Raw genomic sequence first — 23,250 nt, forward strand, 5'->3', positions numbered from 1 at the left:
ATGGCGACTTCCGCAAAAAAGGTGGCCAAGAAGGCTGCCGCACCGGCGACCAAGAAAGTGGCTGCCAAAAAGGCTGCGCCCGCGAAGAAAGTAGTGGCCAAGAAGGCTGTCGCGAAGGCAGCACCGGCTGCTCCGACGCCGCTGAAGGACAAGTTCACGAAGGCATCGCTCGCAACGCACATCGCTGAGCGCGCAGCTGTCGAAGTGAAGGCGGTCAAGGCAGTGCTCGCCGCACTCGAGAACGTCGTGCTGGGCTCGGTCCACAAGAAGGGCGCAGGCGAATTCACGCTGCCGGGTCTGCTGAAGATCACGGCACAAGTCGTGCCGGCGAAGAAGAAGCGCTTCGGCAAGGATCCGTTCTCGGGCGAAGAGCGTTGGTTCCCGGCGAAGCCGGCCAGCGTGCGCGTGAAGGCTCGTGCGCTGAAGAAGCTGAAGGACGCGGCAGCGTAATGCCGCGCAACGACTGCCGAATACGTGTCGGCAGCCGTTGCGGAGTCCAGCGATCCCCGTACGCGAAAGCGTGCGGGGATTTTTATTGTGCCGCGCCATTCGCGCGGCGGCGAAGCGGCGGCGCGGCGACGATGCGCGCCACGACGTGCGACGCGCGTTGCATCGCGTGCCGCCCACGCGCGATACCGAATGGCGAACTGCGAACCGCAGTGGCGCCGGACGCGGTTTCGCCGCAGCCCGGCCATGCGCCGCTCGCGCCGCGGCCGTTGCGTGTGCATCGCAACGCACGCAGTCGTGACTGAATTCATCCCGGACGAAATCGCCGGACAGGTCGGCACGGCACGCGCCGCGATCGAGCGGCATCTCGGCGCAACGCTGGCAGCCATCCACCTGTTCGGATCGGCGCTCGACGGCGGCTTGAAACCGCGCAGCGACATCGACCTGCTGGTGACGGTGGCGGCGCGACTCAACGAAACGGTGCGGCACGCGTTGATGCACGATCTGCTCGCCGTGTCGGCGCCGCCGCACGGCGCAGGCGGCTTGCGCGCACTGGAGGTCACCGTCGTCGCGCACGGCGACGTGGTGCCGTGGCGTCATCCGGCGCGGCGCGAACTGCAGTTCGGCGAATGGCTGCGCCGCGATCTCGAGGCCGGCATCGTCGAACCGCCGCTCGTCGATCACGATCTGGCGATCCTGCTGACGAAGGCGCGGCAGCACAGTGTCGCGCTGGCCGGGCCGCCCGCGGCCGCGCTGTTCGAGCCGGTGCCCGCGCGCGATTTCGCCGCCGCGCTGCTCGATACCGTTGCGCAATGGAACGCCGAGCCGGACTGGCGCGGCGACGAGTGCAACGTGGTGCTCGCACTCGCGCGTATCTGGTACAGCGCCGCGACCGGCACGATCGCCCCCAAGGACGTTGCCGCGGCATGGGTGCTGGCGCGCCTGCCGGACGCGTATCGGCCGGTGGTGGCCGCCGCGCGCGACGCCTATCTCGGGGGCGACGCAGGCGCGGCAATCCTGGCCGGCGAACCGCTCGCCGCCTTCATCGGCTACGCACGGCGGGCCGTCGAGTCGATGCTGCGGGCGTAGCGGCGGATGCCGGTCGTGCGATCGGCGATCGGCGATCGGTCACGCATGCGCCGCAGCCCGGCGGGTGTCGTCAGCCCGCCGTGCCCGCGAAGGCGGCTTTCAACGCGGCGTCGTCGAACTTGACCATCTGCATCATCGCCGCGGCCACGCGCGCCGCCTTGACCGGGTCGCGATCGGCCATCATCGGGATGAGCGCTTCCGGAACGATCTGCCACGACACGCCATAACGATCCCTCAGCCAGCCGCAGGCGTCGGCCGTGCCGCCGTTGTCGATCAGCGCGTTCCAGTAGCGGTCGAGTTCCGCCTGGTCGGCGCAACTGACCAGCAGCGAGATCGCGTGATTGAACGTCTCCGTACGCGGGTGGCTCATCGCGAAGAACGGCTGGCCGAACAGTTCGAATTCGACCATCCGTGTGCCGTCGGTGCCGGGTACTGCCGTGACGCGCACGATGCGCGAATCCGGAAAGATGCCGGCGTAGAAGGCCGCTGCTTCTTCGGCTTCCGTCGAATACCAGAGGAAGGGCGTGATCTTCTGAATCGTCATGGCGTATCTCCTGTATGAATGGGGCGACGCGCGAATCGCGTGCCGCCATCGACACGACGGAGGACGGTTGCCGAAATCGACACGCTGCGGCACATCGCGATCGCATCGGACGAGCGGCGCCGGCGGTGCGGAGGATAGTCGCTCGGCGAACGGATGGCGATCGGCGCTCCGCAAACGGCGTTCCCGGCGCTTTGCAGCCGTCAGGCGCCGCTGCCGGCCGGTCGGCGTGCGTGGGGCTCGGGTTCCGGCCGCCGGCCCGTGCAGCGGCTGCCGGCGCGCGGGAGACGGACGAAAAAAAGCCAGCCGCGGCCGAAACCGGGGCTGGCTTTCCAGGTCGGCGGCAAGGCGTCGGAGACGCCGTGCACGCCGGAAACGTACTTCTTAGAACTTGTGACGCAGGCCGAGCGCGACGATTTCCTGCGAGCTCTTGCCGGCGATGCCGTAGGAGCCGACCGACGCTTGCGCATCGGTGCCGTCGGCGTTGTGGCCGCTGGCGTGCTGGTATGCGCCAACCAGGTACACGTCGGTGCGCTTCGACAGCGAGTAGTCCGCGCCGAGCGAAACCTGATGGTACTTGGCGTCCGTCTGGCCGCTACCCTTCGTGTAGATGTAGCCGACGCCCAGCAGCAGCGGTGCCGATGCCTGGTACGTGACGAATGCGCGACCCGTGTTGTACTTCTGGTTCGTGCCGAAGCCCGAGTTCGCGTCAGCCTTGTACTGTGCGTTGCTGTAGCCGAGGCCGAACGTCACCGGGCCGAATGCATACTGGCCGGCAACTTGCGCGATCCCGATCGACGATGCCGACGTGTACGCGTTGTTGATGAAGCTGCCCGAGCCGTCGAAGATCGCGTCCGACGTGCCGGCCCAGCCGGTGCGTTGGCCAACTGCATTCAGCGGCGACGAGTTGTTGGCGTGGAAGTAGCCAGCAGCCAGGCCGAGCGGGCCGTTGTTGTAGGCTGCAGCTGCCGCCCACGTCTGACCCTTGCCGGTTGCGCCGGCGACACCGCCGAGTGCGTACATCGCTTCGACCTGCAGGCCTGCCCAGACCGGCGACGTGTACTTGATCGCGTTGCTGACGCGCAGGCTGTTGTCGTTGTTGTCGACGTCGCCCGGCGTGGCGAACACGCTGCCGAAGTAGTTGTCAGCCGTGACTGCCTGAACCAGGTCGACCAGCGGGTCGTACTGGCGACCCAGCGTCAGCGTACCGTACTGGCTGCTTTCCAGGCCGACGAAAGCCTGGCGGCCGAACATGCGGCCACCCTGGCCCAGTGCACCCGATGCCGAGTTGAAGCCGTTTTCCAACTGGAAGATCGCCTTCAGGCCGCCACCGAGGTCTTCGGAACCCTTGAGGCCGAAGCGGCTGCCTTGCAGGTTGCCGCTACCCATCGACCACGAATTGTTACCTTGACCGTCGTTACCGTGAACGTACGTGATCGACGTGTCGATCACGCCGTAGAGCGTCACGCTCGACTGAGCCTGAGCAGCACCGGCAGCGCCCAGCAGGGCGAGCGAGAGGGTCGAGAGAGCAAGTTTCTTCATCGTTGAGTTTCTCCACGCAAGTGATTCATCGTTATTTGTTGCGGATTGGAGAATAGCTCAGTGCCATACACGCAAGAAAGCTTAAAAAATAAAGTGTCTCGAAAAGGTAACAGCGTGAAAAAGTCCATATATATCAAGCACATCAACGACTGTTCCTGTTTTTGAAACAGTTGACAATTGCTGCGTCGCGATTGTTTCAAAAGTTGATGCACCGGACGGCCTGGTGCCTGTTTTGCGGGGTTCCGTCATGGAAACGAGGGTGTGCAAACGTTTGCCGTTGCAGCAATGTTCGTGTGGGCACGCAAGGTGCGTGGGTCCGCCGCGCAAGGGCGCGGCGGGGGCAGCGGGGTGGCGGAGGGGCGCGCGGGGGCGGGCGTGCGTTGTGCCGGGCGCCGTCAGTTGCCGCGCGTGAGGTCGTTGCCGGCACCGGGTTGCGGTTCTGCGGCCGCCGCCGCCGCGGCGCCGGCCGGCCGATGCGCGTTGCCGCGCGCCGCCGCGAATTCCGCGCCGAGCAGCAGCACGATCGCGGAGAAGTACAGCCACATCAGCAGGACCGCGAACGATCCGGCCGCGCCGAATGCGCTGGCCGTGCCCGCATGCGCGAGGTACAGCGCGAACAGCTTCTTGCCGCCGGAGAACAGGATCGCCGACACGATGCCGCCGACCGCGGCGTCGCGCCACGCGACGCGCGCATCGGGCAGGAACTTCATCAACGACGCGAACGCGGCCGCGAGCACCGCGATGCCGACGAAGAACTGCACGAGGTTGGTGACGACCACATACGGCGAATTGCCCAGCAGCCAGGTGCCGACGAACGTGATCGCGGTATCGAGCACGAGCGACACGATCAGCAGGAACGCGACGCCGAGCACGAGTCCGAACGAGATCAGCCGCACGCGCACGAGCCCGAGCATGCTCGACCAGCGGTTCTCGGTGGCCGGCCAGATCACGCTGAGCGCGGCGCTGAGCGACGCGAACGTGGCCGACGCGCCGATCGCGAGCGCGGCGAACGAGATCAGCGTGGCCAGCCCGCCGCGCTCGCCCGCGCGGTGCGCGTTCTGCACGATGGTCTGGATGCTGGCCGCCGCGTCGTCGCCGATCAGCTGGTGCGCCTGCTCGAATACCTGGCCGCGCGCGGCATCGTCGCCGTAGAACCAGCCGGCCACCGCGATCACCATCACGAGCGTCGGCGCGAGCGAGAACGCGGAGAAAAACGCGATGCCGGCAGCCATCGCGGAGCAGCGGTCGGACGAGAAGCGCTTGAACGCGGTGAGGGCCCAGTTGGCCTGTTGCTGGGCGAGACGGGTTGCTTCGGAAGTGATCTGTCGTTTCATGACGGGTCGGTTGTGCGCGGCGCGCGGATCGTCGGGGTTCATCGGATTATTCGGTATTGATCCGAGGATTCGATCATAGTTGCCTGAACTGTCTATAATTCCTTTCAGTTTCACCCCACCCCACAATAACGCCGAGACCGCCATGCTACAAATGTCCCGGCGCCAGTTCCTGAAGGTGACGGCCACGTCGCTTGCCGGATCGAGTCTTGCCCTGATGGGCTTTTCTCCGTCCGAAGCGCTTGCCGAAGTCCGACAGTACAAGCTGGCGCGCACCGTCGAAACGCGCAACACCTGTCCTTACTGTTCAGTGGGTTGCGGCATCCTGATGTACAGCCTCGGAGACGGCGCGAAGAATGCGCAGCCGAGCATCATCCACATCGAAGGCGATCCCGACCATCCCGTTAATCGCGGCACGCTGTGCCCGAAGGGCGCCAGCCTGATCGACTTCATCCACAGCCCGAACCGCCTGACGCACCCCGAGTATCGCGCGCCCGGCTCGGACAAGTGGGAACCGATTTCGTGGAACGACGCGCTCGACCGCATCGCGAAGCTGATGAAGGCCGACCGCGACGCGAACTTCGTCGAGACGGCCGAAGACGGCTCGAAGGTCAACCGCTGGCTCACGACCGGCATGCTGGCCGCGTCGGCGGGCAGCAACGAGGTCGGCTACCTGACGCACAAGACTGTCCGCAGTCTCGGGATGCTCGCATTCGACAATCAGGCGCGTGTCTGACATGGCCCGACGGTGGCAGGTCTTGCCCCGACGTTTGGCCGTGGAGCGATGACGAACCATTGGGTCGACATCAAGAACGCGGACGTGATTCTCGTGATGGGCGGCAATGCAGCCGAGGCCCATCCGTGCGGTTTCAAGTGGGTAACCGAGGCGAAGGCGCACCGCAAGGCGCGGCTGATCGTCGTCGACCCGCGCTTTACGCGTACGGCCTCGGTGGCCGATTACTACGCGCCGATCCGCACCGGCACCGACATCGTCTTCCTGGGCGGGGTCATCAACTATCTGCTGACGAACGACAAGATCCAGCACGAGTACGTGAAGAACTACACGGACTTCTCGTTCATCGTGCGCGAGGATTTCGCGTTCAACGACGGCATCTACTCCGGTTATGACGCGGAGAAGCACGCGTACCCGGACAAATCGAGCTGGGACTACGAGCGCGGCGACGACGGCTTCGCGAAGGTCGACCCGACGCTGCAGCATCCGCGTTGCGTGTACAACCTGCTCAAGCAGCACTACGCGCGCTATACGCCGGACATGGTCCAGCAGGTCTGCGGCACGCCGAAGGAGAAATTCCTGAAGGTGTGCGAGATGCTCGCGACCACGGCCGTTCCCGGCCGCGCCGGCACGGTGCTGTACGCACTCGGCTGGACCCACCATTCGACCGGCGCGCAGATCATCCGCACCGGCGCGATGGTGCAGTTGCTGCTCGGCAACATCGGCATCGCCGGCGGCGGGATGAACGCGCTGCGCGGCCACTCGAACATCCAGGGGTTGACCGACCTCGGGCTGATGTCGAACCTGCTGCCGGGCTACATGACGCTGCCGATGCAGTCCGAGCAGGATTTCGACGGCTACATCAAGAAGCGCACGCAACTGCCGCTGCGGCCGAACCAGTTGAGCTACTGGAAGAACTACAAGGCGTTCCACGTCAGCTTCATGAAGTCGTGGTGGGGCGACGCGGCGACCGCCGAGAACAACTGGGGCTACGACTACCTGCCGAAGCTGGACAAGCAGTACGACCTGCTGCAGGTGATCGAGCTGATGAATGCCGGCAAGATGAACGGCTACATCTGCCAGGGCTTCAACCCGCTCGCGGCGGCGCCGTCGAAGGTGAAGACGGCAGCGGGCCTCGCGAAGCTGAAGTGGCTCGTGATCATGGATCCGCTCGCGACCGAGACGTCCGAGTTCTGGAAGCATCACGGCGACTACAACGACGTCGATGCGTCGAAGATCCAGACCGAGGTGTTCCGTCTGCCGACCACGTGCTTCGCGGAGGAAAACGGCTCGCTCGTGAGTTCGAGCCGCGTGCTGCAGTGGCACTGGAAGGGCGCGGAGCCGCCGGGCGACGCGAAGAGCGACCTCGAGATCATGTCGGGGCTGTTCCTGCGCATGCGCAAGCTGTACCAGAAGGACGGCGGCAAGTATCCGGACCCGATCGTGAACCTGACGTGGCCGTACGCGAACCCGGAAAGCCCGACGCCCGAAGAGCTCGCGATGGAGTTCAACGGCAAGGCGCTCGCCGACCTGCCCGACCCGAAGGATCCGGCCAAGACGCTCGTGAAGAAGGGCGAGCAGCTGGCCGCGTTCGCGCAATTGAAGGACGACGGCACGACCGCGAGCGGCTGCTGGATCTTCTGCGGCGCGTGGACGCAGGCCGGCAACCAGATGGGGCGGCGCGACAACTCCGACCCGACCGGCATCGGCCAGACGCTGAACTGGGCGTGGGCGTGGCCGGCGAACCGGCGGATCCTGTACAACCGCGCGTCGTGCGACGTCGCCGGCAAGCCGTTCGACCCGACCCGCAAGCTGATCGGCTGGAACGGCAGCGCGTGGAAGGGCGCCGACGTGCCGGACTTCAAGGCGGACGAGCCGCCCGAAAACGGGATGGGGCCGTTCATCATGAACCCGGAAGGCGTGGCGCGCTTCTTCGCCCGCGCGGGGATGAACGAAGGTCCGTTCCCCGAGCACTACGAGCCGTTCGAGACGCCGCTCGACGCGAACCCGCTGCACCCGAACAACCCGCAGGCGCTGAACAACCCGGCTGCCCGCGTGTTCGCGGACGACCGCGCGTCGTTCGGCAAGGCGGCGGAGTTCCCGCACGTGGCGACGACGTACCGGCTGACCGAGCATTTCCACTACTGGACCAAGCATGCGCGGCTGAACTCGATCATCCAGCCCGAGCAATTCGTCGAGATCGGCGAAGACCTCGCGAAGGAAGTCGGCGTCGCGCACGGCGAGCGCGTGAAGGTGTCGTCCAAGCGCGGCTACATCATCGCGGTCGCCCTCGTCACGAAGCGGATCAAGCCGCTGACGGTCGACGGCAAGAAGGTCCAGACGGTCGGCGTCCCGTTGCACTGGGGCTTCAAGGGTCTGACGAAGCCCGGCTATCTCGCCAATACCCTGACTCCGTCCGTGGGTGACGGCAACTCGTACACACCGGAATTCAAGTCGTTCCTGGTGAAGGTCGAAAAGGCGTAAGGGGAAAGAGATGGCATTGCAATCGCTGGATATCAAGCGCGTCTCGGCCACCACGACGCCACCGCCCACGGTGCGCGAACCGGTGACCGGGAGCGTCGCGAAGCTGATCGACGTATCGAAGTGCATCGGCTGCAAGGCATGCCAGACGGCGTGCATGGAATGGAACGACCTGCGTGACGAGGTCGGCACCAACGTCGGCGTGTACGACAACCCGGCCGACCTGACCGAGCATTCGTGGACGGTCATGCGGTTCTCCGAATACGAGAACCCGGCGGGCGACCTCGAGTGGCTGATCCGCAAGGACGGCTGCATGCACTGCGAGGATCCGGGCTGCCTGAAGGCGTGTCCGTCGCCGGGCGCGATCGTGCAGTACAACAACGGGATCGTCGACTTCCACGAGGAGAACTGCATCGGTTGCGGCTATTGCGTGACCGGTTGCCCGTTCAACGTTCCGCGGATCTCGAAGAAGGATCATCGCGCGTACAAGTGCACGCTCTGTTCCGACCGCGTCGCGGTCGGCCAGGAACCGGCCTGCGTGAAGACCTGCCCGACCGGCGCGATCGTGTTCGGCACCAAGGAGGACATGAAGCAGCACGCGGCCGAGCGGATCGAGGACCTGAAGGAGCGCGGCTTCGAGCATGCGGGGTTGTACGACCCGCAGGGCGTCGGCGGTACGCACGTGATGTACGTGCTGCACCACGCCGACAAACCGTCGCTGTACCACGGGCTGCCCGACAACCCGTCGATCAGCCCGATGGTGAAGCTGTGGAAGGGCATCGCGAAACCGCTCGCGGTCGCCGGCCTCGCGCTGACCGCGCTTGCCGGGTTCTTCCACTATGTCCGGGTCGGTCCGAACGAGGTGAGCGAAGAGGAAGAATCGGCCGCGCGCGACGAGGCGCGACGCATCAAGGAGGACGCGAAATGAACCACGACGACCCCAACCTGATCGTCCGCTACTCGGCGAACGAGCGCACGAACCACTGGATCACCGCGATCACGTTCGTGCTGCTCGCGCTGTCCGGGCTCGCGCTGTTCCATCCGTCGATGTTCTGGCTGACCGCGCTGTTCGGCGGCGGCCAGTGGACGCGGATCCTGCATCCGTTCGTCGGGCTCGTGATGTTCGTGTCGTTCGCGATCCTCGTCGTGCGCTTCTGGCACCACAACACGCTCGACGCGGACGATCGCCAGTGGCTGAAGCAGATCGGCGACGTGCTGACCAACCAGGAAGACAAGCTGCCGCCTGTCGGGCGCTATAACGCCGGGCAGAAGCTGCTATTCTTTACGTTGGTGGCGTGCCTGCTGCTGCTCCTGCTGTCGGGAGTCGTGATCTGGCGGCGCTACTTCTCGTTCTACTTCCCGATCGGGGTGATCCGCGCGGCCGCTGTCGTGCATGCCGTGGCGGCCTTCGTGCTGATCGCGAGCATCATCGTGCACATTTACGCGGCGTTGTGGGTGAAGGGCTCGATCGGCGCGATGGTGCGCGGCACCGTCACGCTGGGCTGGGCCCGCAAGCATCACCCGAAGTGGTTCCGTGAAAGCGTGAAATAACGCACTGGAGCGGAGCGCCTCGCCGATCGCGGCGGGCCGCTCCGCGCCTTCGCCGGAACTGCCCGAAAGCGCCGATGCGTCGGCGCTTGTTTTTTTGGAAGACATTTCTGTGACACAACGCATTCTCGAACCGACCGAGATCTCGGCACTCGATCATTCGGCCATTCCGCGCTTTCGCCTGCCGGAGCGCGCGACCGCGTTCGCGGCGCGCGCCGCGCGGCTGCGCAAGCTTGCCGACCTGAACCCGATCAGCGGCTACCTGCGGCTGATGGCCACCGTCGCCGACGCGCAGCATGCCACGCTGCAGACGCTGGACCTGCCGCTGCCGTCGAAGGAAGCGATCGCGCGTGCGCAGGAGCACTCGATGCCGCTCTTGCCGGCGCTCGACGGCGAGCGCGACGCACGGTGGCGCGCCGTGCTGTACGAACTGCTCGACCGCGTCGAAGGCGCCGGGCTCGTCAATCCGCAGCTCGCGAAACTGCTCGACCGGTTGCGCCTGATGGCGCCCGCCGAACTCGACGCGCAGGCCGACGCGATTCTCGCGCTGCGCTTCGCCGAAGTCGACCCGGCCACCGCGCCGTTCGTGATGGCCGCGCTGCAGGCGGTCTGGACGGACCTCGCGAGCCGCGTGACGCCGGCCGATGTCCCGTATCTCGACCAGCCGGGGCTGTGCCCCGTGTGCGGCACGCACCCGGTCGCGAGCGTCGTGCGGGTCGGCGGCCCGTACCAGGGCTACCGGTTCCTGCAGTGCGGGCTGTGCACGACCGAGTGGCACATGGTGCGCACGAAGTGCTCGCACTGTGATTCGACCAAGGGCATCGCGTACCACGGGATCGAGGGCGGCAGCGAAGCCGTCAAGGCCGAGTCGTGCGACGAGTGCAAGACCTATCGCAAGATCGGCTATCAGGAGAAGGACTACGAGTTCGAGCCGCTGGCGGACGATCTCGCCAGTCTCACGCTCGACCTGCTGATGAACGAGGCCGGCTATCAGCGCAGTTCGCCGAACCCGCTGCTGTGGCCGGACGTCGCGCGGGAAGCGGACTGACGGCACGGGCCGGGGGCGGCGCGCGAGCGCCGGCGCCGGCCGACTGCGAAGCATGAGACTGGAGCCACAACGACGTGACCGAACCGGGTGTGAATGAATTGAATGCGGTGCTGGCGCGCGTGCCGTCCGTCGAGCGCGTGCTGTCGTCGGCACCGTTGCAACCGCTGATCGCGGACTATGGCCGCACGCGCGTATTGAACGCCGTGCGCGCCGAACTGGAGCGTTGGCGCACCGCCGCGCAGCACGATCCGGCCGCGGCCGAGCCGCTCGACGAGCCGCGCATCGCCGCCACCCTCGCGCGCACGCTGGCCGCGCAGAGCACGGGCGCCGTGCGTGCCGTGTTCAACCTGACCGGCACCGTGCTGCACACGAATCTCGGGCGCGCGCTGTTGCCCGACGACGCGGTGCGCGCGGTGGTCGACGCGCTCACGCAGCCCGTCAACCTCGAATTCGATCTCGCCACGGGCCGCCGCGGCGATCGCGACGACCTGATCGACGCTTTGCTGTGCGAACTGACGGGTGCGGAAGCAGCGACCGTCGTCAACAACAACGCGGCGGCCGTGTTGCTGACGCTGTCGGCGCTTGCGGCGAAGCGGGAAGTCGTCGTGTCGCGCGGCGAGCTGGTCGAGATCGGCGGCGCATTCCGCATTCCCGACATCATGAGCCGCGCCGGCGCGAAGCTGCGCGAGGTCGGCACGACCAATCGCACGCACCTGCGCGACTACGCGGACGCGATCGGCCCGCGCACGGCGCTGCTGATGAAGGTGCACTGCAGCAACTACGCGATCAGCGGCTTCACGAAGGAGGCGACGCTCGCCGAACTCGCGCCGCTCGCGCGCGAGCGCGGCGTGCCGGTCGCCGTCGATCTCGGCAGCGGCACGCTTGCCGACCTGTCGCAATGGGGGCTGCCGCATGAAACGACCGTGCAGGAAACCGTCGCCGCCGGGGCAAACGTTGTCACGTTCAGCGGCGACAAACTGCTCGGCGGGCCGCAGGCCGGCCTGATCGTCGGCGACCGCGCGCTGATCGCGAAGATCAAGAAACACCCGCTCAAGCGCGCGCTGCGCGTCGGCAAGCTGACGCTCGCGGCGCTCGAACCCGTGCTGCGCCTGTACCAGTCGCCCGAGTTCCTGCGCGACCGGCTCACGACGCTGCGTCTGCTGACGCGGCCGCAGCGCGAGATCGCCGAAGCGGCCGAGCGCGTGCGCCCGGTATTGCAGGCCGCGCTCGGCAGCGGTTTCGACGTGGCGGTCGAGCCGATGTTCAGCCAGATCGGCAGCGGCGCGCTGCCGGTCGACCAGTTGCCGAGCGCCGGGCTCGTCGTGCGCACGGCGGACGGCAAGCGCGGCGGCCGTGCGCTCGTGCAGCTCGAGAAGCGGCTGCGCGAATGGCCGCGTCCGGTGATCGGCCGCATCGCGGACAACGCGCTGCGGCTCGACCTGCGCTGCCTCGAAGCCGCCGACGAAGCGGTGCTCGTCGCGCAATGCTCGCCGCTGGCGGGGCCCGCTGCATGATCGTCGGGACCGCGGGACACATCGACCACGGCAAGACGACGTTGGTGCGCGCGCTGACGGGCGTCGATACCGACCGCCTGAAGGAAGAGAAGGCGCGCGGGATTTCGATCGAGCTCGGTTACGCGTATACGCCGCTCGACAACGGCGACGTGCTCGGCCTGATCGACGTGCCGGGCCACGAGAAGCTGATTCATACGATGGCGGCGGGCGCGTGCGGGATCGACTTCGCGCTGCTCGTGATTGCCGCCGACGACGGCGTGATGCCGCAGACGCGCGAGCATCTCGCGATCCTGCAACTGCTCGGCGTCACGCATGGTGCCGTCGCGCTGACCAAATGCGATCGCGTCGACGGCGAGCGTGTGGCCGAGGTGCGCGACGAGATCGCCGCGTGGCTGCACGACTCGACGCTGGCCGGCGTGCCGATCTTCGAAACGCAGGCGACGGCAGCGGACGATCCGGGTGTCGCCGCGTTGAAGCGTCACCTGGCCGACGCGGCGATCGCGTGGCGCGCGCGCCGCGACGACGGGCTGTTCCGGCTCGCGGTCGACCGCGTGTTCACGCTCGCGGGGCAGGGCACGGTCGTGACGGGTACCGCGTTCGCGGGCCGCGTCGCGACGGGCGACACGCTCGCGATCGTGCGTACCGGCGGCGCGGCGCGTGTGCGCAGCATCCATGCGCAGAACCGGCCGGTCGAGATCGGCCGCGCGGGCGAACGGTGCGCGCTGAATCTGGCCGGTGTCGACAAGGCCGACGTCGAGCGCGGCGATACCGTCGCCGATGCGCGGCTCGCCGCGACGTCGCCGCGTCTGGACGTCGAGCTGACGCTGCTCGCGGATGCAGGGCTGTCGCTCACGCACTGGGCGCCGCTGCACGTGCATCTCGGCACGCTGCACCGCGTCGCCCATGTCGCGCTGCTCGACGGCGACACGCTCACGGCCGGCCAGCGGATGCGCGTGCAACTGGTGTTCGACGAACCGGTGTTCGCGCTGCCGGGCGACCGGTTCATCGTCCGTAATCCGCAGGCGACGCGCACCGTCGGCGGCGGCCGGGTGCTCGATCCGTTCGGGCCGGCCCGCAAGCGTCGTACGCCTGCCCGCCGCGCGTGGCTCGATGCGCTGGCCGCGTGGCTCGACGAAGGGCGTCTCGATGCGCTGCTCGCGCAGGCACCGCTCGGCATTGCGCGCGCAACGCTCACGCATCTGACGGGCTTCGCGCCGAATGCGCTGGCGTTGCCGGAAGACGCGCGGGCGATCGGGCAGCGCGACGCCGCGTCGAACGACGGCGCGGTGATTTCGCATGCGCACTGGCGCACGCTGCAGACGCGGGCGGTCGACACGCTGCGCGCGTATCACGAACGCATGCCCGACGAGCAGGGGCTCGACGCCGCGCGCCTGCGGCGGATGGCCGCGCCGCTCGTCGGCGATGCGCTATGGCGCGCGCTCGTCGATGCGCTGGTGGCCGGCGGCGAAGTCGCGCGCAGCGGGCCGTGGCTGCATCTGCCGTCGCATTCGGTGAGCCTGGAGCCGCGCGAGGAAGCACTCGCGCGGCAACTGTTGCCGCTGATTCAGGCGGGGCGCTTCGATCCGCCGTGGGTGCGCGACCTGGCGCGCGACACGGGCGCGGCCGAGGACGCGGTGCGCGCGTTGCTGCGCAAGCTCGCGCGGCGCGGCGACGTGCACCAGGTCGTGCGCGACCTGTTCTATCACGCGGACGTCGCGCGCGAGCTGGCGGCGCTGGTCGCGCATCTCGCGCCGTCGCGCGGCGGCGGGCTCGATGCCGCGACATTCCGTGATGCGACGGGGCTCGGCCGCAAGCGTGCGATCCAGATTCTCGAGTTCTTCGACCGGGTTGGGTATACTCGCTTCCACCGCGATCTTCACTACCTGCGGCCTGACAGCGGTTGGGTGGGTATTCAGGCGTAGGCGCTCGTTGTTCTTGGGTTCTTTTCCCACGGAAGGCATTCGTATCCGGTGGTACGGCCGGGCTTCAAACCCGGTTGGGGGTGTCAGACACTCCCGGGTCAGTTCGACTCTGGCTGCCTTCCGCCACCGCGATTCCCCGCGATCGGTGCGCGCCGCACGGCGCATCGCGTCTTGATCCGCTCGTCTTGAATCTTCCTCGTGGGAACCACGCACCGAGCAGCAAGCGGTGACGGCAAGGCGGCGTACGCGTTGCTTGTCGCGAACGAGGAAAATCCATCTCTGCCGTCGCGGGTCCGCAGAATTTTTCCGATTCGAATCCCGAAATAAAAGAAGGGTGAATTGCCGTGGGCCCGGCCTGTAAAGCAGGATTATCTTTCGTGGACTGAAGCGGTGTGCGTCGATAATTGAATAAGTGAAGAATATCGCAATCAAAACGCTAATGGTGATTGTGCGATTTCCAGAAACTATCAAACTGATTTTGATCCCGATTCCGATCGGACCGGTTTTGTGACGCGGGTTTGCAAGCTTGGCCGGGCGCATTGTCGGACGTCGGGCGGACAGGATGCCAACGCCGTCGCGCCGTGCGTGCCGCGCTGCTCGACCCTTCAACTTTTCCGGAAATCTGTCGACAATGTAAGGCGTTGCATTCCGAAATCGAGAACTGATTATTCCGGTTGCTGTGCGTGGTTTTATTTGGCAGGATTTTCATCACGTTGCCCGGTCCTAAAAAACAAAGCGGTCGATAATTCAATTAACGTAAATGACACGTTCCGGATGAGCGACGGTTTGACGGAAAGACGACAAGAAAAGTGAAGAGGCGGCGAACAGGCGGCATCGTTCGCAATTGGTGAATCAATCGCTTGCCCGGCAATGTCGATGCATCACGCCATCGATCCGGGTGAATCCGACACGGGGCGGTCATGGCGATACTCAAGAACGATTCTTCCGGGGAAGCGTGCCTGCTGCGCGCGTATCACGTGTTTGGCCGCGATGCCGCGCGCTGCGACACGGTCATCCGGGACGCATCGGTGTCCCGGGTCCATGCCCATATCCGCTGGAGCGGCGGTCTGTGGGAACTGCACGATCACAGCAGCAACGGCACGTCGGTATCGGGCGTGCCGTTGCGCGACGGTGAGCACGCGGTGCTGCGGCCCGGCGACGTGATCCGGTTCGGCCAGGCCGGTACCGCGCCGTGGCGCGTCGATGCGCTCGACGATCCGGCCGATACGCTGTGGCCGATACGCGGCGCCGCGCCGCCGATCGTGCTTGCGCCGAGCCAGACCCTGCCTGCCCGTGCCGCGCGGCCGATCACGATCGTCCGGTCGGCGGCCGGCGAATGGCTGTGCGACGATACGTTGCCGCCACGCACGCTCCATGACGGCGACGAAGTGTCGAGCGGCGACTGCACGTGGTGCGTGACGCTCGTGAGCCGCGGCTCGACGATGATGCTCGCCGCGCCCGCCGATCCCGCCCTGCCGGGGCATCTGCTCGAATTTTTCGTCAGCCGCAACGAAGAGCACGTGCGCATGCTGCTGCACGTGCGCGGCGGCGTGGTCGACCTCGGCGAACGGGCTCATCACTACAGCCTCGTCACGCTTGCGCGTGCCCGCTCGGCCGACATGCAGGCCGGCTACGACGCCGTCTCGCAAGGCTGGATCGACCTCGGTCGGCTGGCGCACATGCTGGGTATCGATCCGTCCCATGTCAACGTGCAGATTCACCGCGCGCGGAGCCAGTTCGCGGCGCTGCCGGGGCTCGACGCGAGCCAGCTCGTCGAGCGCCGGCGCGGCAGCGTCCGTTTCGGTGATTTTCCGTTCCGCATCATGCGCGGCGAGCATCTCGAATGCCAGTCGGTGCCGGGCGTCGCGCTGCGTATCGGCGCACTTCGTCCCGTGTCGGGCCCGGTCGTCCATTACTCGTGAACGCGGGGGAACAGGCCATGTTGCCGACCGTGTCCCGCACGCCCGAATCGCGGCAGCCCGTCGCGCCTTTCGCCGAGCTTGCCGGCAAGCGGCACTACCGGCTCGGCCCGCTGCTTGGCGAAGGCGGCAACGGTGTGGTGTTTCGCGCGACCTGCGGCGAAACGGGGCAGGCGGTCGCGATCAAGCTGATGCGCGACGATGCCGCGCGGACCGCGTCGGAGCGCGCGCACCAGCGCGCGCGCTTTCGGCGCGAGACGAGCCTGTGCGAAGCGCTGCGGCACCCGAACATCGTGGCGCTGCTGGACCGGGGGGAAGCGCCGGACGGGCGGCTGTTCGCGGTATTCGAGCTGGTGCAGGGCCTGACGGTGCGCGACCGGCTCGCGGCGCAGGGGCCGCTGTCGGCCGTCGACACCGGGCGCCTGATGACGGAAGTGCTCGACGCGCTCGCGGCCGCGCATCGGCGCGGCATCGTGCATCGGGACCTGAAACCGCAGAACATCGTGATCGCGATCGCCGATGACGGGCCGCACGCGAAGCTGCTCGATTTCGGCATCGGCGCATTGCTGCCCGGCGCCGAAGACGTCGCGCGCCAGACCGCGACGCTGGCGACCGAGGTGCTCGGTTCGCCGTCGTATTGCGCGCCCGAGCAACTGCGCAACGAGCCACCGACGCCGAGAAGCGACCTCTATGCATGGGGCCTGGTCGTGATCGAATGCCTGACGGGCAATGTCGTCATGCACGGCGCGAGCGTGGCCGACATTCTTTATCAGCAGCTCAGCCCGGTGGATGTCGCGCTGCCGCCGTCGATCGCGTCGCATCCGCTCGGCGCGGTGCTGCGGCGCGCGCTGAACAAGAATCCGGAGCAGCGCGCCGCGTCGGCCGACGAACTGGCGCGGCAGTTCCGCGCGCTGAACTTCGCGGCGCTCGTCGGCCAGTTCGACGCCGGCCGTGCAGGCCGGCAGCTGCGCCCGCACCCGTTCGCGCCGCGCGGCGACACGATCGCGGCGGCCGGCGAGTACCGGCAGGTCACCACGCTGTGCTGTTGCGTGGCGATTGCCGGGGAGGGCCGGCAACGCCACGCGGGAGCCGATCATGGCGACCTGCTCGACGGCTACGAGGAGCAATGGCTGACCAAGTGCGCCGACATCGCCGTCGGCTACGGCGCGCACGCGGGCGGGCGGCTCGGCGATACGCTGCTGTTCCATTTCGGCTTGCAGGGCGACATCGACCGGCCCGCCCGCCGCGCGGCGCGCGCGGCGCTCGACATGGTGCGGGTGGCCGAGCGCGCGCGGCTGCCGGTACCGGCGACGGCCGGCGGCATCGACGGCGGCGGCGACGGCTGGCGGGTCGAAGTGGCCGCCGCGATTCACGTCGGGCAGGTGCTCGCGCATGCATCGCACATGTCGGGCGTATCGACGCCCGCCGCGGCGTCGCGATTGTTGAGGCTCGCCGGACCCGGGCAGATCCTGGTCAGCGACGATGCGCGGCTCGCGCTCGATCGGCATGCCGACCATCGGCCGACCGCGTTGCGGCTGGCGCGCGCGGGCCTCCTGCCGCAGCCGGTCCATGAATTGCTCGGCGAGCGCCGCGCCGATACGCCGTTCGATTCGCTCGACACCGGCGTGCGGGTACCGATGGTCGGCCGCACCCACGAGCTCGACGCGCTGTTGCGCCATTGGCAGGAGACGCTCGCGCGATACCGTCGCGCGATGCGCGGCGAGCCTGCGCCGCACGGCGTGCCGCGGCTCGTCGTCGGTGAAGCGGGAATCGGCAAGTCGCGCCTCGTGCACGAGCTGTGCGAGGCCGTGCGGATCCAGGGCCACGCGTTCGCGCATTGCGGGTGCCTGCCGGAACGCGAGAATCATGCGTTGTTTCCGGTCCTGAGGTTCATCGGCGCGCATTGGCATATCGACGCCGACAGTCCGGCCGGCGGCGCGCTCGACGCGATCGACACGATGATCGCGCCGCTTGAGTGCGATCATGCGGCGGCCCGCGCCGCGCTCGCCACCTGGCTGGGGCTGCCGTGCGATGCGAAGGGGTTCCTGTGGTCGAGCGTACGCGAACGGCACGCGCTGTTCGACGTCCTCGAACAGTTGATCGTGTCGCTCGGCAACGGCGCGCCGGTGCTGCTCGTCGTCGAGGACGTCCAGTGGATCGACCGCGCGACCGAGGATTTTCTCGCCTACCTGCAGCGCTCGCCGCGCGCGGCGGCGCTCGCCGTCGTCTTCACGTCGCGCCCCGAGAAACTTGGCCGGTGGCGCGCCGCGACCGAGCGCCTGGTGCTGCGCCGCCTGCCGCGTGCCGACGCGCAGCGCCTGATGTCGGCGTACCTCGGGCAGGGCGTGCCCGATCCGGCCTGGCTCGACCCGCTTGCCCGCCGCACGGCCGGCATCCCGTTGTTCATCGAGGCCGTCGCGCGCGAGTTGACGACGAGCGGCGCGGACGGCGCGCTCGCGGGGCCGCGGGCAACGGATCCCTTTCCGCTTCCGCTGAGTCTCGGCGGCATGCTCGGTCTCGCGTTCGACCGGATCGACGATGCGCGCGACACCGCGCAGCTCGCCGCGACCATCGGGCTCGAGGTGGATGCGCAATTGCTCGCCGATGCATCGCCGCACGATCGGACCACGCTCGACGGGCATCTGCGGCTGCTGCTCGAAGAGCGGATCGTGTACGCGCAACATCGGCGCGATCGGGTGTTCTATGCATTCCGCCACGCGTTGATCCGCGACGCGGCCTATGAATCGATGCCGCCCGCCGTGCGGCGCGGCAACCATGCGCGGGTCGGCCGCGCATTGATCGCGGAAGCCGATCGGGGCGCCGGTGCGCACACGTTCGGTGTCGCCGGGCACTTCGCGCGCGCGGGTGCCCTGGCCGACGCGATCGCGCACGGCATCGACGCGGCGCGCCGTGCGCTCGAGGGCGCGCGGTACGATGACGCGATCCGCTACGGGCAAGCCGTGTTCGAATGGCTCGGCAATGCCGACTACGCGCAACGCGAACACGACAGCGCACGCATCCGCACGACGCTGACGCACGCGACGATGGCACGGTTCGGCTGGGCGGACCCGCAGGTGCGCGAGCATGCCGAGCTGCTGCTGCGGCAGGTGCGGACGCTCGACGACCCGGGGCTCGAGATCAGCGCGCTGTGGACCTTGTCGACCTACTACCACGTCGCGGGCGACCGTCCCACCGTGCGCGGGATCGGCTTGCGGCTCGACGCGCTCGCGACCGAGCGCGGCGATGCCGGCGTTCAGGTCGCGGCGGACGCGATGCGCGGCATGAGCCTGTGGGTCGACGGGCACTATGCGCGCGCCCGCGCCGCGTTCGAGGCGGTGCTCGCGGGCTACGACGTGCGGCGCGACGCGAACCACCGGCGCATCCTCGGGCTCGATACGCGTGCATGGACGATGGCGTCGCTCGCAAGCGTGCGCTGGTGCATGGACGACGATCCGCGGGCCGCGCTCGCGATGGCGCACGACGCGGTGTATTGCGCGACCTGCCTCGACCATTTGCCGACGCTCGGCGTCACGATGATGTACCTCGCGCGCACGTACCAGCTTGCGGGCGATCGCGATGCGGCGCTCGCGCTGTCGGACGCGATTCTGCGCCTGTCGGAGATTCACCGGCTGCGCGCGGTCGAGCACTACGCGGCGATCATTCGCGCGTGGGCGACCGGGGATCGCGCGGGTGTCGTCGAGCATCTCGACGCGCAGCGGCAATCGGGCGGGCGGCTCGGGCTGACCTACTACGCGTCGCTGCTGGCGGAACTGGATGCCGCGCGCGGCGAGTACGGCGCCGCGCTTGCCCGGATCGACGAATGCCTCGCACGGTGCGAATCGACCGGGGAGCGCTATTACGAAGCGCAACTGCTGATGAAGAAATGCGAATACTTGCGCCTGGCCGATCCGCGATGCGGCGGCGTGGCCGCGCTGGACGCGTGCCGGCGCGCAGTCGAAATTGCAACAGCGGCGTGCATGGGCCGCGTCGCCAGGCTCGCCGGAACGCTGTTGCAGTCGTTGCCGTAAGTGGTTCCATTCGTCCATCAGGAGAACAGAGAGATGAGCAAGGATCTTCGACTACCGACGTACGAGCAGTTTCTGGAATACCGCGCAACCGTCATCCGGGCGATCGCGCTGGCGTGGCATTCGCCGGCGTTTCTCGACGAACTCGAGGCCGACCCGATCGAGGCGCTGCGCGAGCATTTCGACTATCACTTTCCGTTCCGGCTCGACCTGAAGGTGCAGCCGAAATCGTCCGAGTGGACGCCGACCGTCAACGGCGACTGGACGGCCGGCCGGAGAAACAAGCTCACGCTGTACCTGCCGCCCGCGCCGGCGGACAAAGCGCAATTCGCGCAGGCGCTGGCCGCCTACAACGCGAACCACATCACCATCATGGAATGACCGCGGGGAAACCGACATGGCCAACAACAACGCGAATCCGACGCTCGAATCGATGCTGGAGTTCCAGAAGGTCTATCTGCGCGCGATCGCGCTCTCGTGGCGGGATCCGGAATTCAAGGACGAGCTGCTGGAGCGGCCGCTGGAGACGCTCGCGAAATACTTCGGTTACCAGTGTCCGTGGATCGTCGACATCGAGGTCGTCAAGACCCATGGCGATCATGGCTGGAAGAGCCATGCCAACGGCGGCGGGAGCTGGCACCTGCCGCGCAACGCGATGACGGTCGGCATACCGGAGCAGCCGTTGGGCCTCGACGAGGAGGCCGTTGCGCTCGCGGCCTACTGCGACGCCGGGCCGAGTTACCTGTTCACCTGCTGCTGACGCGGCGCGGCCGCGCCGTGTACCGTCGCGCGGCCCCGGCGCCGCGCGACGTTCGTTTCCCCGCCGCATGGAACCCGACGATGCTCGACGACCCTTCGCGCGTGTTGCGCTTCAAGCCGCATTTGCTCGTGCTCGATGCCGGGCCCGAGACCTTGTTCGTCGTCGACGAATTCAAGCGCGTGATGCTGTCCGGCGCGATTTTCGTGCGGATCGCGGCGTGCCTGCGGGCGCGGATGACGATCGCGGAGACCGTGACGTCGCTTGCCGGTGCGTTCGGCGAATGGGACGTGCTCGCGCGTCTCGATCAACTGGTGCGTCGCGGGTACGTGCGCGCGGACCTGCCGCACGACGACGATGCGGCGCGCGGCTTCTTCGAGCGTGCGGGGCTCGACGGCGACGCGGCTTGCGGGCACGTCGCGCAACTGCGTGTCGCGATCGAGCGGTTCGGTGCCGACGATACGGCGCTCGGGCGCGCGCTCGACGCAGCCGGCATCGACGTCGTGACGGAGGCCGGGCTGACCGTCGCGATCGCCGATACGCACGATCGCGACGATCTCGCCGCGTGCGCCGCCCGCGTCGCGGCGCGCGGCGGGGCGTTGCTCGTCGTGACGACGGGCGGCGTGCAGACGCTGATCGGACCGTTGCTGGCCGGCGGCGACGCGCTCGCCGACGCGCCGTGCATCGAATGCGTGCGCTACTGGATTCGCATCAACCGGCCCGTCGAAGCGCTGCTCGCGCGCCATCACGGCCGCGACGCGGCGCGTCTGCCGCCGGCGGCGTCGCGTGCGGCGGCCTTTGCCGCGGCGGCGCTCGTGGCGGCGACGGTCGAGCAGATCGCCGTCAACCCCGCGGCGTCGGCACGGGCGCAGACCCATATCGTGGCGCAGCGCATCGACACGCTGGCCGCCGAGCGTCACCGCGTGCTGAAACGTCCGCAATGTCCGTGCTGCGGCAATCCCGGGTGGATGCGCGAACAGGCGGCGCGCGCGCCGCGTCTCGCCGATCATGAACCGCTGGCGCGCGCCGACGGCGGCTACCGCATCGCCGATCCGCAGCAGGTGTTCGCGCGTCATGCCCATCTGGTCTCGCCGGTCAGCGGCGCGATCGCTTACCTGCATCCGATGCCTAAGCGGCACGCGGGCCTGCGCAAGGTCTACGCGTCGGGCTTTCTCGTGTGCCCGGCGGCCGTGCCGGGCAGCAACCGCTTCGACAGGATCTGCGCCGGCAAGGGCCGTACCGACGATCAGGCCCGCGCGAGCGCGCTGTGCGAGGCGCTCGAGCGATTCAGCAGCGTGTACCAGGGGGACGAGGCGACGCTGACGGGAAGCCTCGAAAGCCTGCTCGCCGATCCCGCATGCGACGCCGCCCCGATCCACGTGAACGCCCTTCAGCAGTTCAGCGAACGGCAATTCGACGCGCGCGACGCGATCAACGCGTTGACCCGCGATGTCCGGAAACAGGTGCCGCCGCGCTTCACGGCGCACGACGTCATCGACTGGACGCCGGCCTGGTCGCTCGTGACCGGCCGGCGTCACCTCGTGCCGCTGAGCTACTGCTATGCGGAAACGCCGGACAGCGCGCGGGCGCCGGCCGCGTGCGTGCACAACCCCAACGGCTGCGCGGCGGGCTCGAGCCTCGACGAGGCGATCCTGCAAGGCATGCTCGAATTGATCGAGCGCGATGCGGTCGCGATCTGGTGGTACAACCGGATCGCGCGGCCCGGCATCGAATTGTCGAGTTTCGATGATCCGTATTTCGACGCGCTCGTGCGCGAATACGCGACGCTCGGATGGCGTTTGTGGGCGCTCGACATCACCGCCGACCTCGGGGTGCCGACCGTGGCCGCGCTCGCGGAAAATCCGCAGGACGGGCGCTTCTCGATCGGCTTCGGCTGCCATCCGGACGGCGCCATCGCAGTGAACCGGGCGCTGACCGAAGTCAACCAGTTGCTCGATGTCGCCGCGGATGCGCCGGACCCGTGGGATCGCGGCAAGCTGGCGGACACCGGATTCCTGTATCCGGCGGCCGATTTGCCCCGCACGAGCCGCTCGACGTGGCAGCCGATCGGCGCCGCGTCGCTGCCGGCTGCGATCGCGCAGGGTGTCGGGCGCATCGCGGCGGCCGGCATGGACGTGCTCGTCGTCGACAAGACGCGACCCGACCTCGGCCTGTCCGTCGTGCAGGTGATCGCGCCGGGGCTGTGCCATTTCTGGCCGCGCTTCGGCGCGCAACGGCTCTATTCGGTTCCCGTTCGACTGGGTTGGCGGGGCCAGCCGAGCCGCGAGACGGAGTTGAACGAGGCGCTGCTGTTTCTCTGACGGGCCGGTCGCCGCGGCACGACGGCCCGCCA

At 67.9% G+C, this 23,250-nt stretch carries 16 protein-coding genes and 1 tRNA gene; 14 read left to right on the top strand and 3 right to left on the bottom strand.

The genetic code is table 11. The annotated features are described in order from the left end of the window. Positions 1-450: an HU family DNA-binding protein gene (locus G3N62_RS18750; protein WP_034185832.1), complete on the top strand. Its 450-nt coding sequence runs from the start codon at positions 1-3 to the stop codon at positions 448-450. A 294-nt stretch (positions 451-744) separates the two neighbouring features. After that, positions 745-1,536: an AadA family aminoglycoside 3''-O-nucleotidyltransferase gene (locus G3N62_RS18755; protein WP_034185986.1), complete on the top strand. Its 792-nt coding sequence runs from the start codon at positions 745-747 to the stop codon at positions 1,534-1,536. Positions 1,537-1,606: 70 nt separating this feature from the next. Here the strand turns inward: G3N62_RS18755 and G3N62_RS18760 are convergent, their stop codons facing one another. The 3 genes from G3N62_RS18760 to G3N62_RS18770 form a co-directional block, all read right to left on the bottom strand. After that, positions 1,607-2,080, bottom strand: a complete 474-nt coding sequence (locus G3N62_RS18760) for a VOC family protein (protein ID WP_069705043.1) — start codon at positions 2,078-2,080, stop codon at positions 1,607-1,609. A 381-nt stretch (positions 2,081-2,461) separates the two neighbouring features. Then, positions 2,462-3,619 (bottom strand): porin, encoded by a 1,158-nt coding sequence (locus tag G3N62_RS18765; RefSeq protein WP_034185834.1) that lies wholly within the window; start codon positions 3,617-3,619, stop codon positions 2,462-2,464. A gap of 395 nt (positions 3,620-4,014) precedes the next feature. Then, entirely contained in the window at positions 4,015-4,953 is a 939-nt protein-coding gene (locus G3N62_RS18770) for a YihY/virulence factor BrkB family protein (RefSeq protein ID WP_059558658.1), read from the bottom strand. Between the two features lie 142 nt (positions 4,954-5,095). Here G3N62_RS18770 and fdnG point away from each other — a divergent pair, with 142 nt between their 5' ends. The 12 genes from fdnG to G3N62_RS18830 all read left to right on the top strand — a co-directional run bounded on the left by fdnG (position 5,096) and on the right by G3N62_RS18830 (position 23,218). Next, positions 5,096-8,167 (top strand): formate dehydrogenase-N subunit alpha, encoded by a 3,072-nt coding sequence (gene fdnG, locus G3N62_RS18775; protein ID WP_082744713.1) that lies wholly within the window; start codon positions 5,096-5,098, stop codon positions 8,165-8,167. A gap of 10 nt (positions 8,168-8,177) precedes the next feature. Then, positions 8,178-9,092, top strand: a complete 915-nt coding sequence (gene fdxH, locus G3N62_RS18780; protein ID WP_034185837.1) for a formate dehydrogenase subunit beta — start codon at positions 8,178-8,180, stop codon at positions 9,090-9,092. After that, entirely contained in the window at positions 9,089-9,715 is a 627-nt protein-coding gene (locus G3N62_RS18785) for a formate dehydrogenase subunit gamma (protein WP_034185838.1), read from the top strand. The genes fdxH and G3N62_RS18785 overlap by 4 nt, the downstream gene beginning before the upstream one ends. Positions 9,716-9,824: 109 nt before the next feature. Continuing rightward, complete coding sequence (fdhE, locus tag G3N62_RS18790) at positions 9,825-10,760, top strand: formate dehydrogenase accessory protein FdhE (RefSeq protein ID WP_185733018.1); 936 nt, start codon at positions 9,825-9,827, stop codon at positions 10,758-10,760. 74 nt (positions 10,761-10,834) lie between these two features. Next, positions 10,835-12,274: an L-seryl-tRNA(Sec) selenium transferase gene (selA, locus tag G3N62_RS18795; protein ID WP_124668873.1), complete on the top strand. Its 1,440-nt coding sequence runs from the start codon at positions 10,835-10,837 to the stop codon at positions 12,272-12,274. Continuing rightward, positions 12,271-14,196 carry a selenocysteine-specific translation elongation factor gene (selB, locus tag G3N62_RS18800; RefSeq protein WP_124668874.1) on the top strand — a complete coding sequence of 642 codons (1,926 nt, stop codon included), beginning with the start codon at positions 12,271-12,273 and terminating at the stop codon, positions 14,194-14,196. Before selA ends, selB begins: the two co-directional genes overlap by 4 nt. A 30-nt stretch (positions 14,197-14,226) precedes the next feature. Next, positions 14,227-14,322: transfer RNA gene (locus tag G3N62_RS18805), tRNA-Sec, on the top strand. A gap of 794 nt (positions 14,323-15,116) precedes the next feature. Then, the gene (locus tag G3N62_RS18810) at positions 15,117-16,118 is read left to right on the top strand and encodes an FHA domain-containing protein (RefSeq protein ID WP_124609409.1); all 1,002 of its coding nucleotides are present in this window, start codon (positions 15,117-15,119) and stop codon (positions 16,116-16,118) included. 17 nt (positions 16,119-16,135) lie between these two features. Continuing rightward, positions 16,136-20,143 (top strand): TOMM system kinase/cyclase fusion protein, encoded by a 4,008-nt coding sequence (locus tag G3N62_RS18815; protein WP_124668934.1) that lies wholly within the window; start codon positions 16,136-16,138, stop codon positions 20,141-20,143. Positions 20,144-20,176: 33 nt separating this feature from the next. Further along, positions 20,177-20,521, top strand: a complete 345-nt coding sequence (locus tag G3N62_RS18820; RefSeq protein WP_049029779.1) for a BMA_0021/BMA_0022 family TOMM bacteriocin — start codon at positions 20,177-20,179, stop codon at positions 20,519-20,521. A gap of 16 nt (positions 20,522-20,537) precedes the next feature. Further along, complete coding sequence (locus G3N62_RS18825; RefSeq protein ID WP_124668935.1) at positions 20,538-20,900, top strand: BMA_0021/BMA_0022 family TOMM bacteriocin; 363 nt, start codon at positions 20,538-20,540, stop codon at positions 20,898-20,900. 80 nt (positions 20,901-20,980) lie between these two features. Then, positions 20,981-23,218, top strand: a complete 2,238-nt coding sequence (locus G3N62_RS18830) for a TOMM precursor leader peptide-binding protein (RefSeq protein WP_124668936.1) — start codon at positions 20,981-20,983, stop codon at positions 23,216-23,218. The last annotated feature ends 32 nt before the right edge of the window (positions 23,219-23,250 follow it).

Origin of the sequence: Burkholderia sp. Tr-20355, assembly GCF_017104685.1 — a bacterium.
In the GTDB taxonomy this organism is placed as follows: Bacteria; Pseudomonadota; Gammaproteobacteria; order Burkholderiales; family Burkholderiaceae; genus Burkholderia; species Burkholderia seminalis.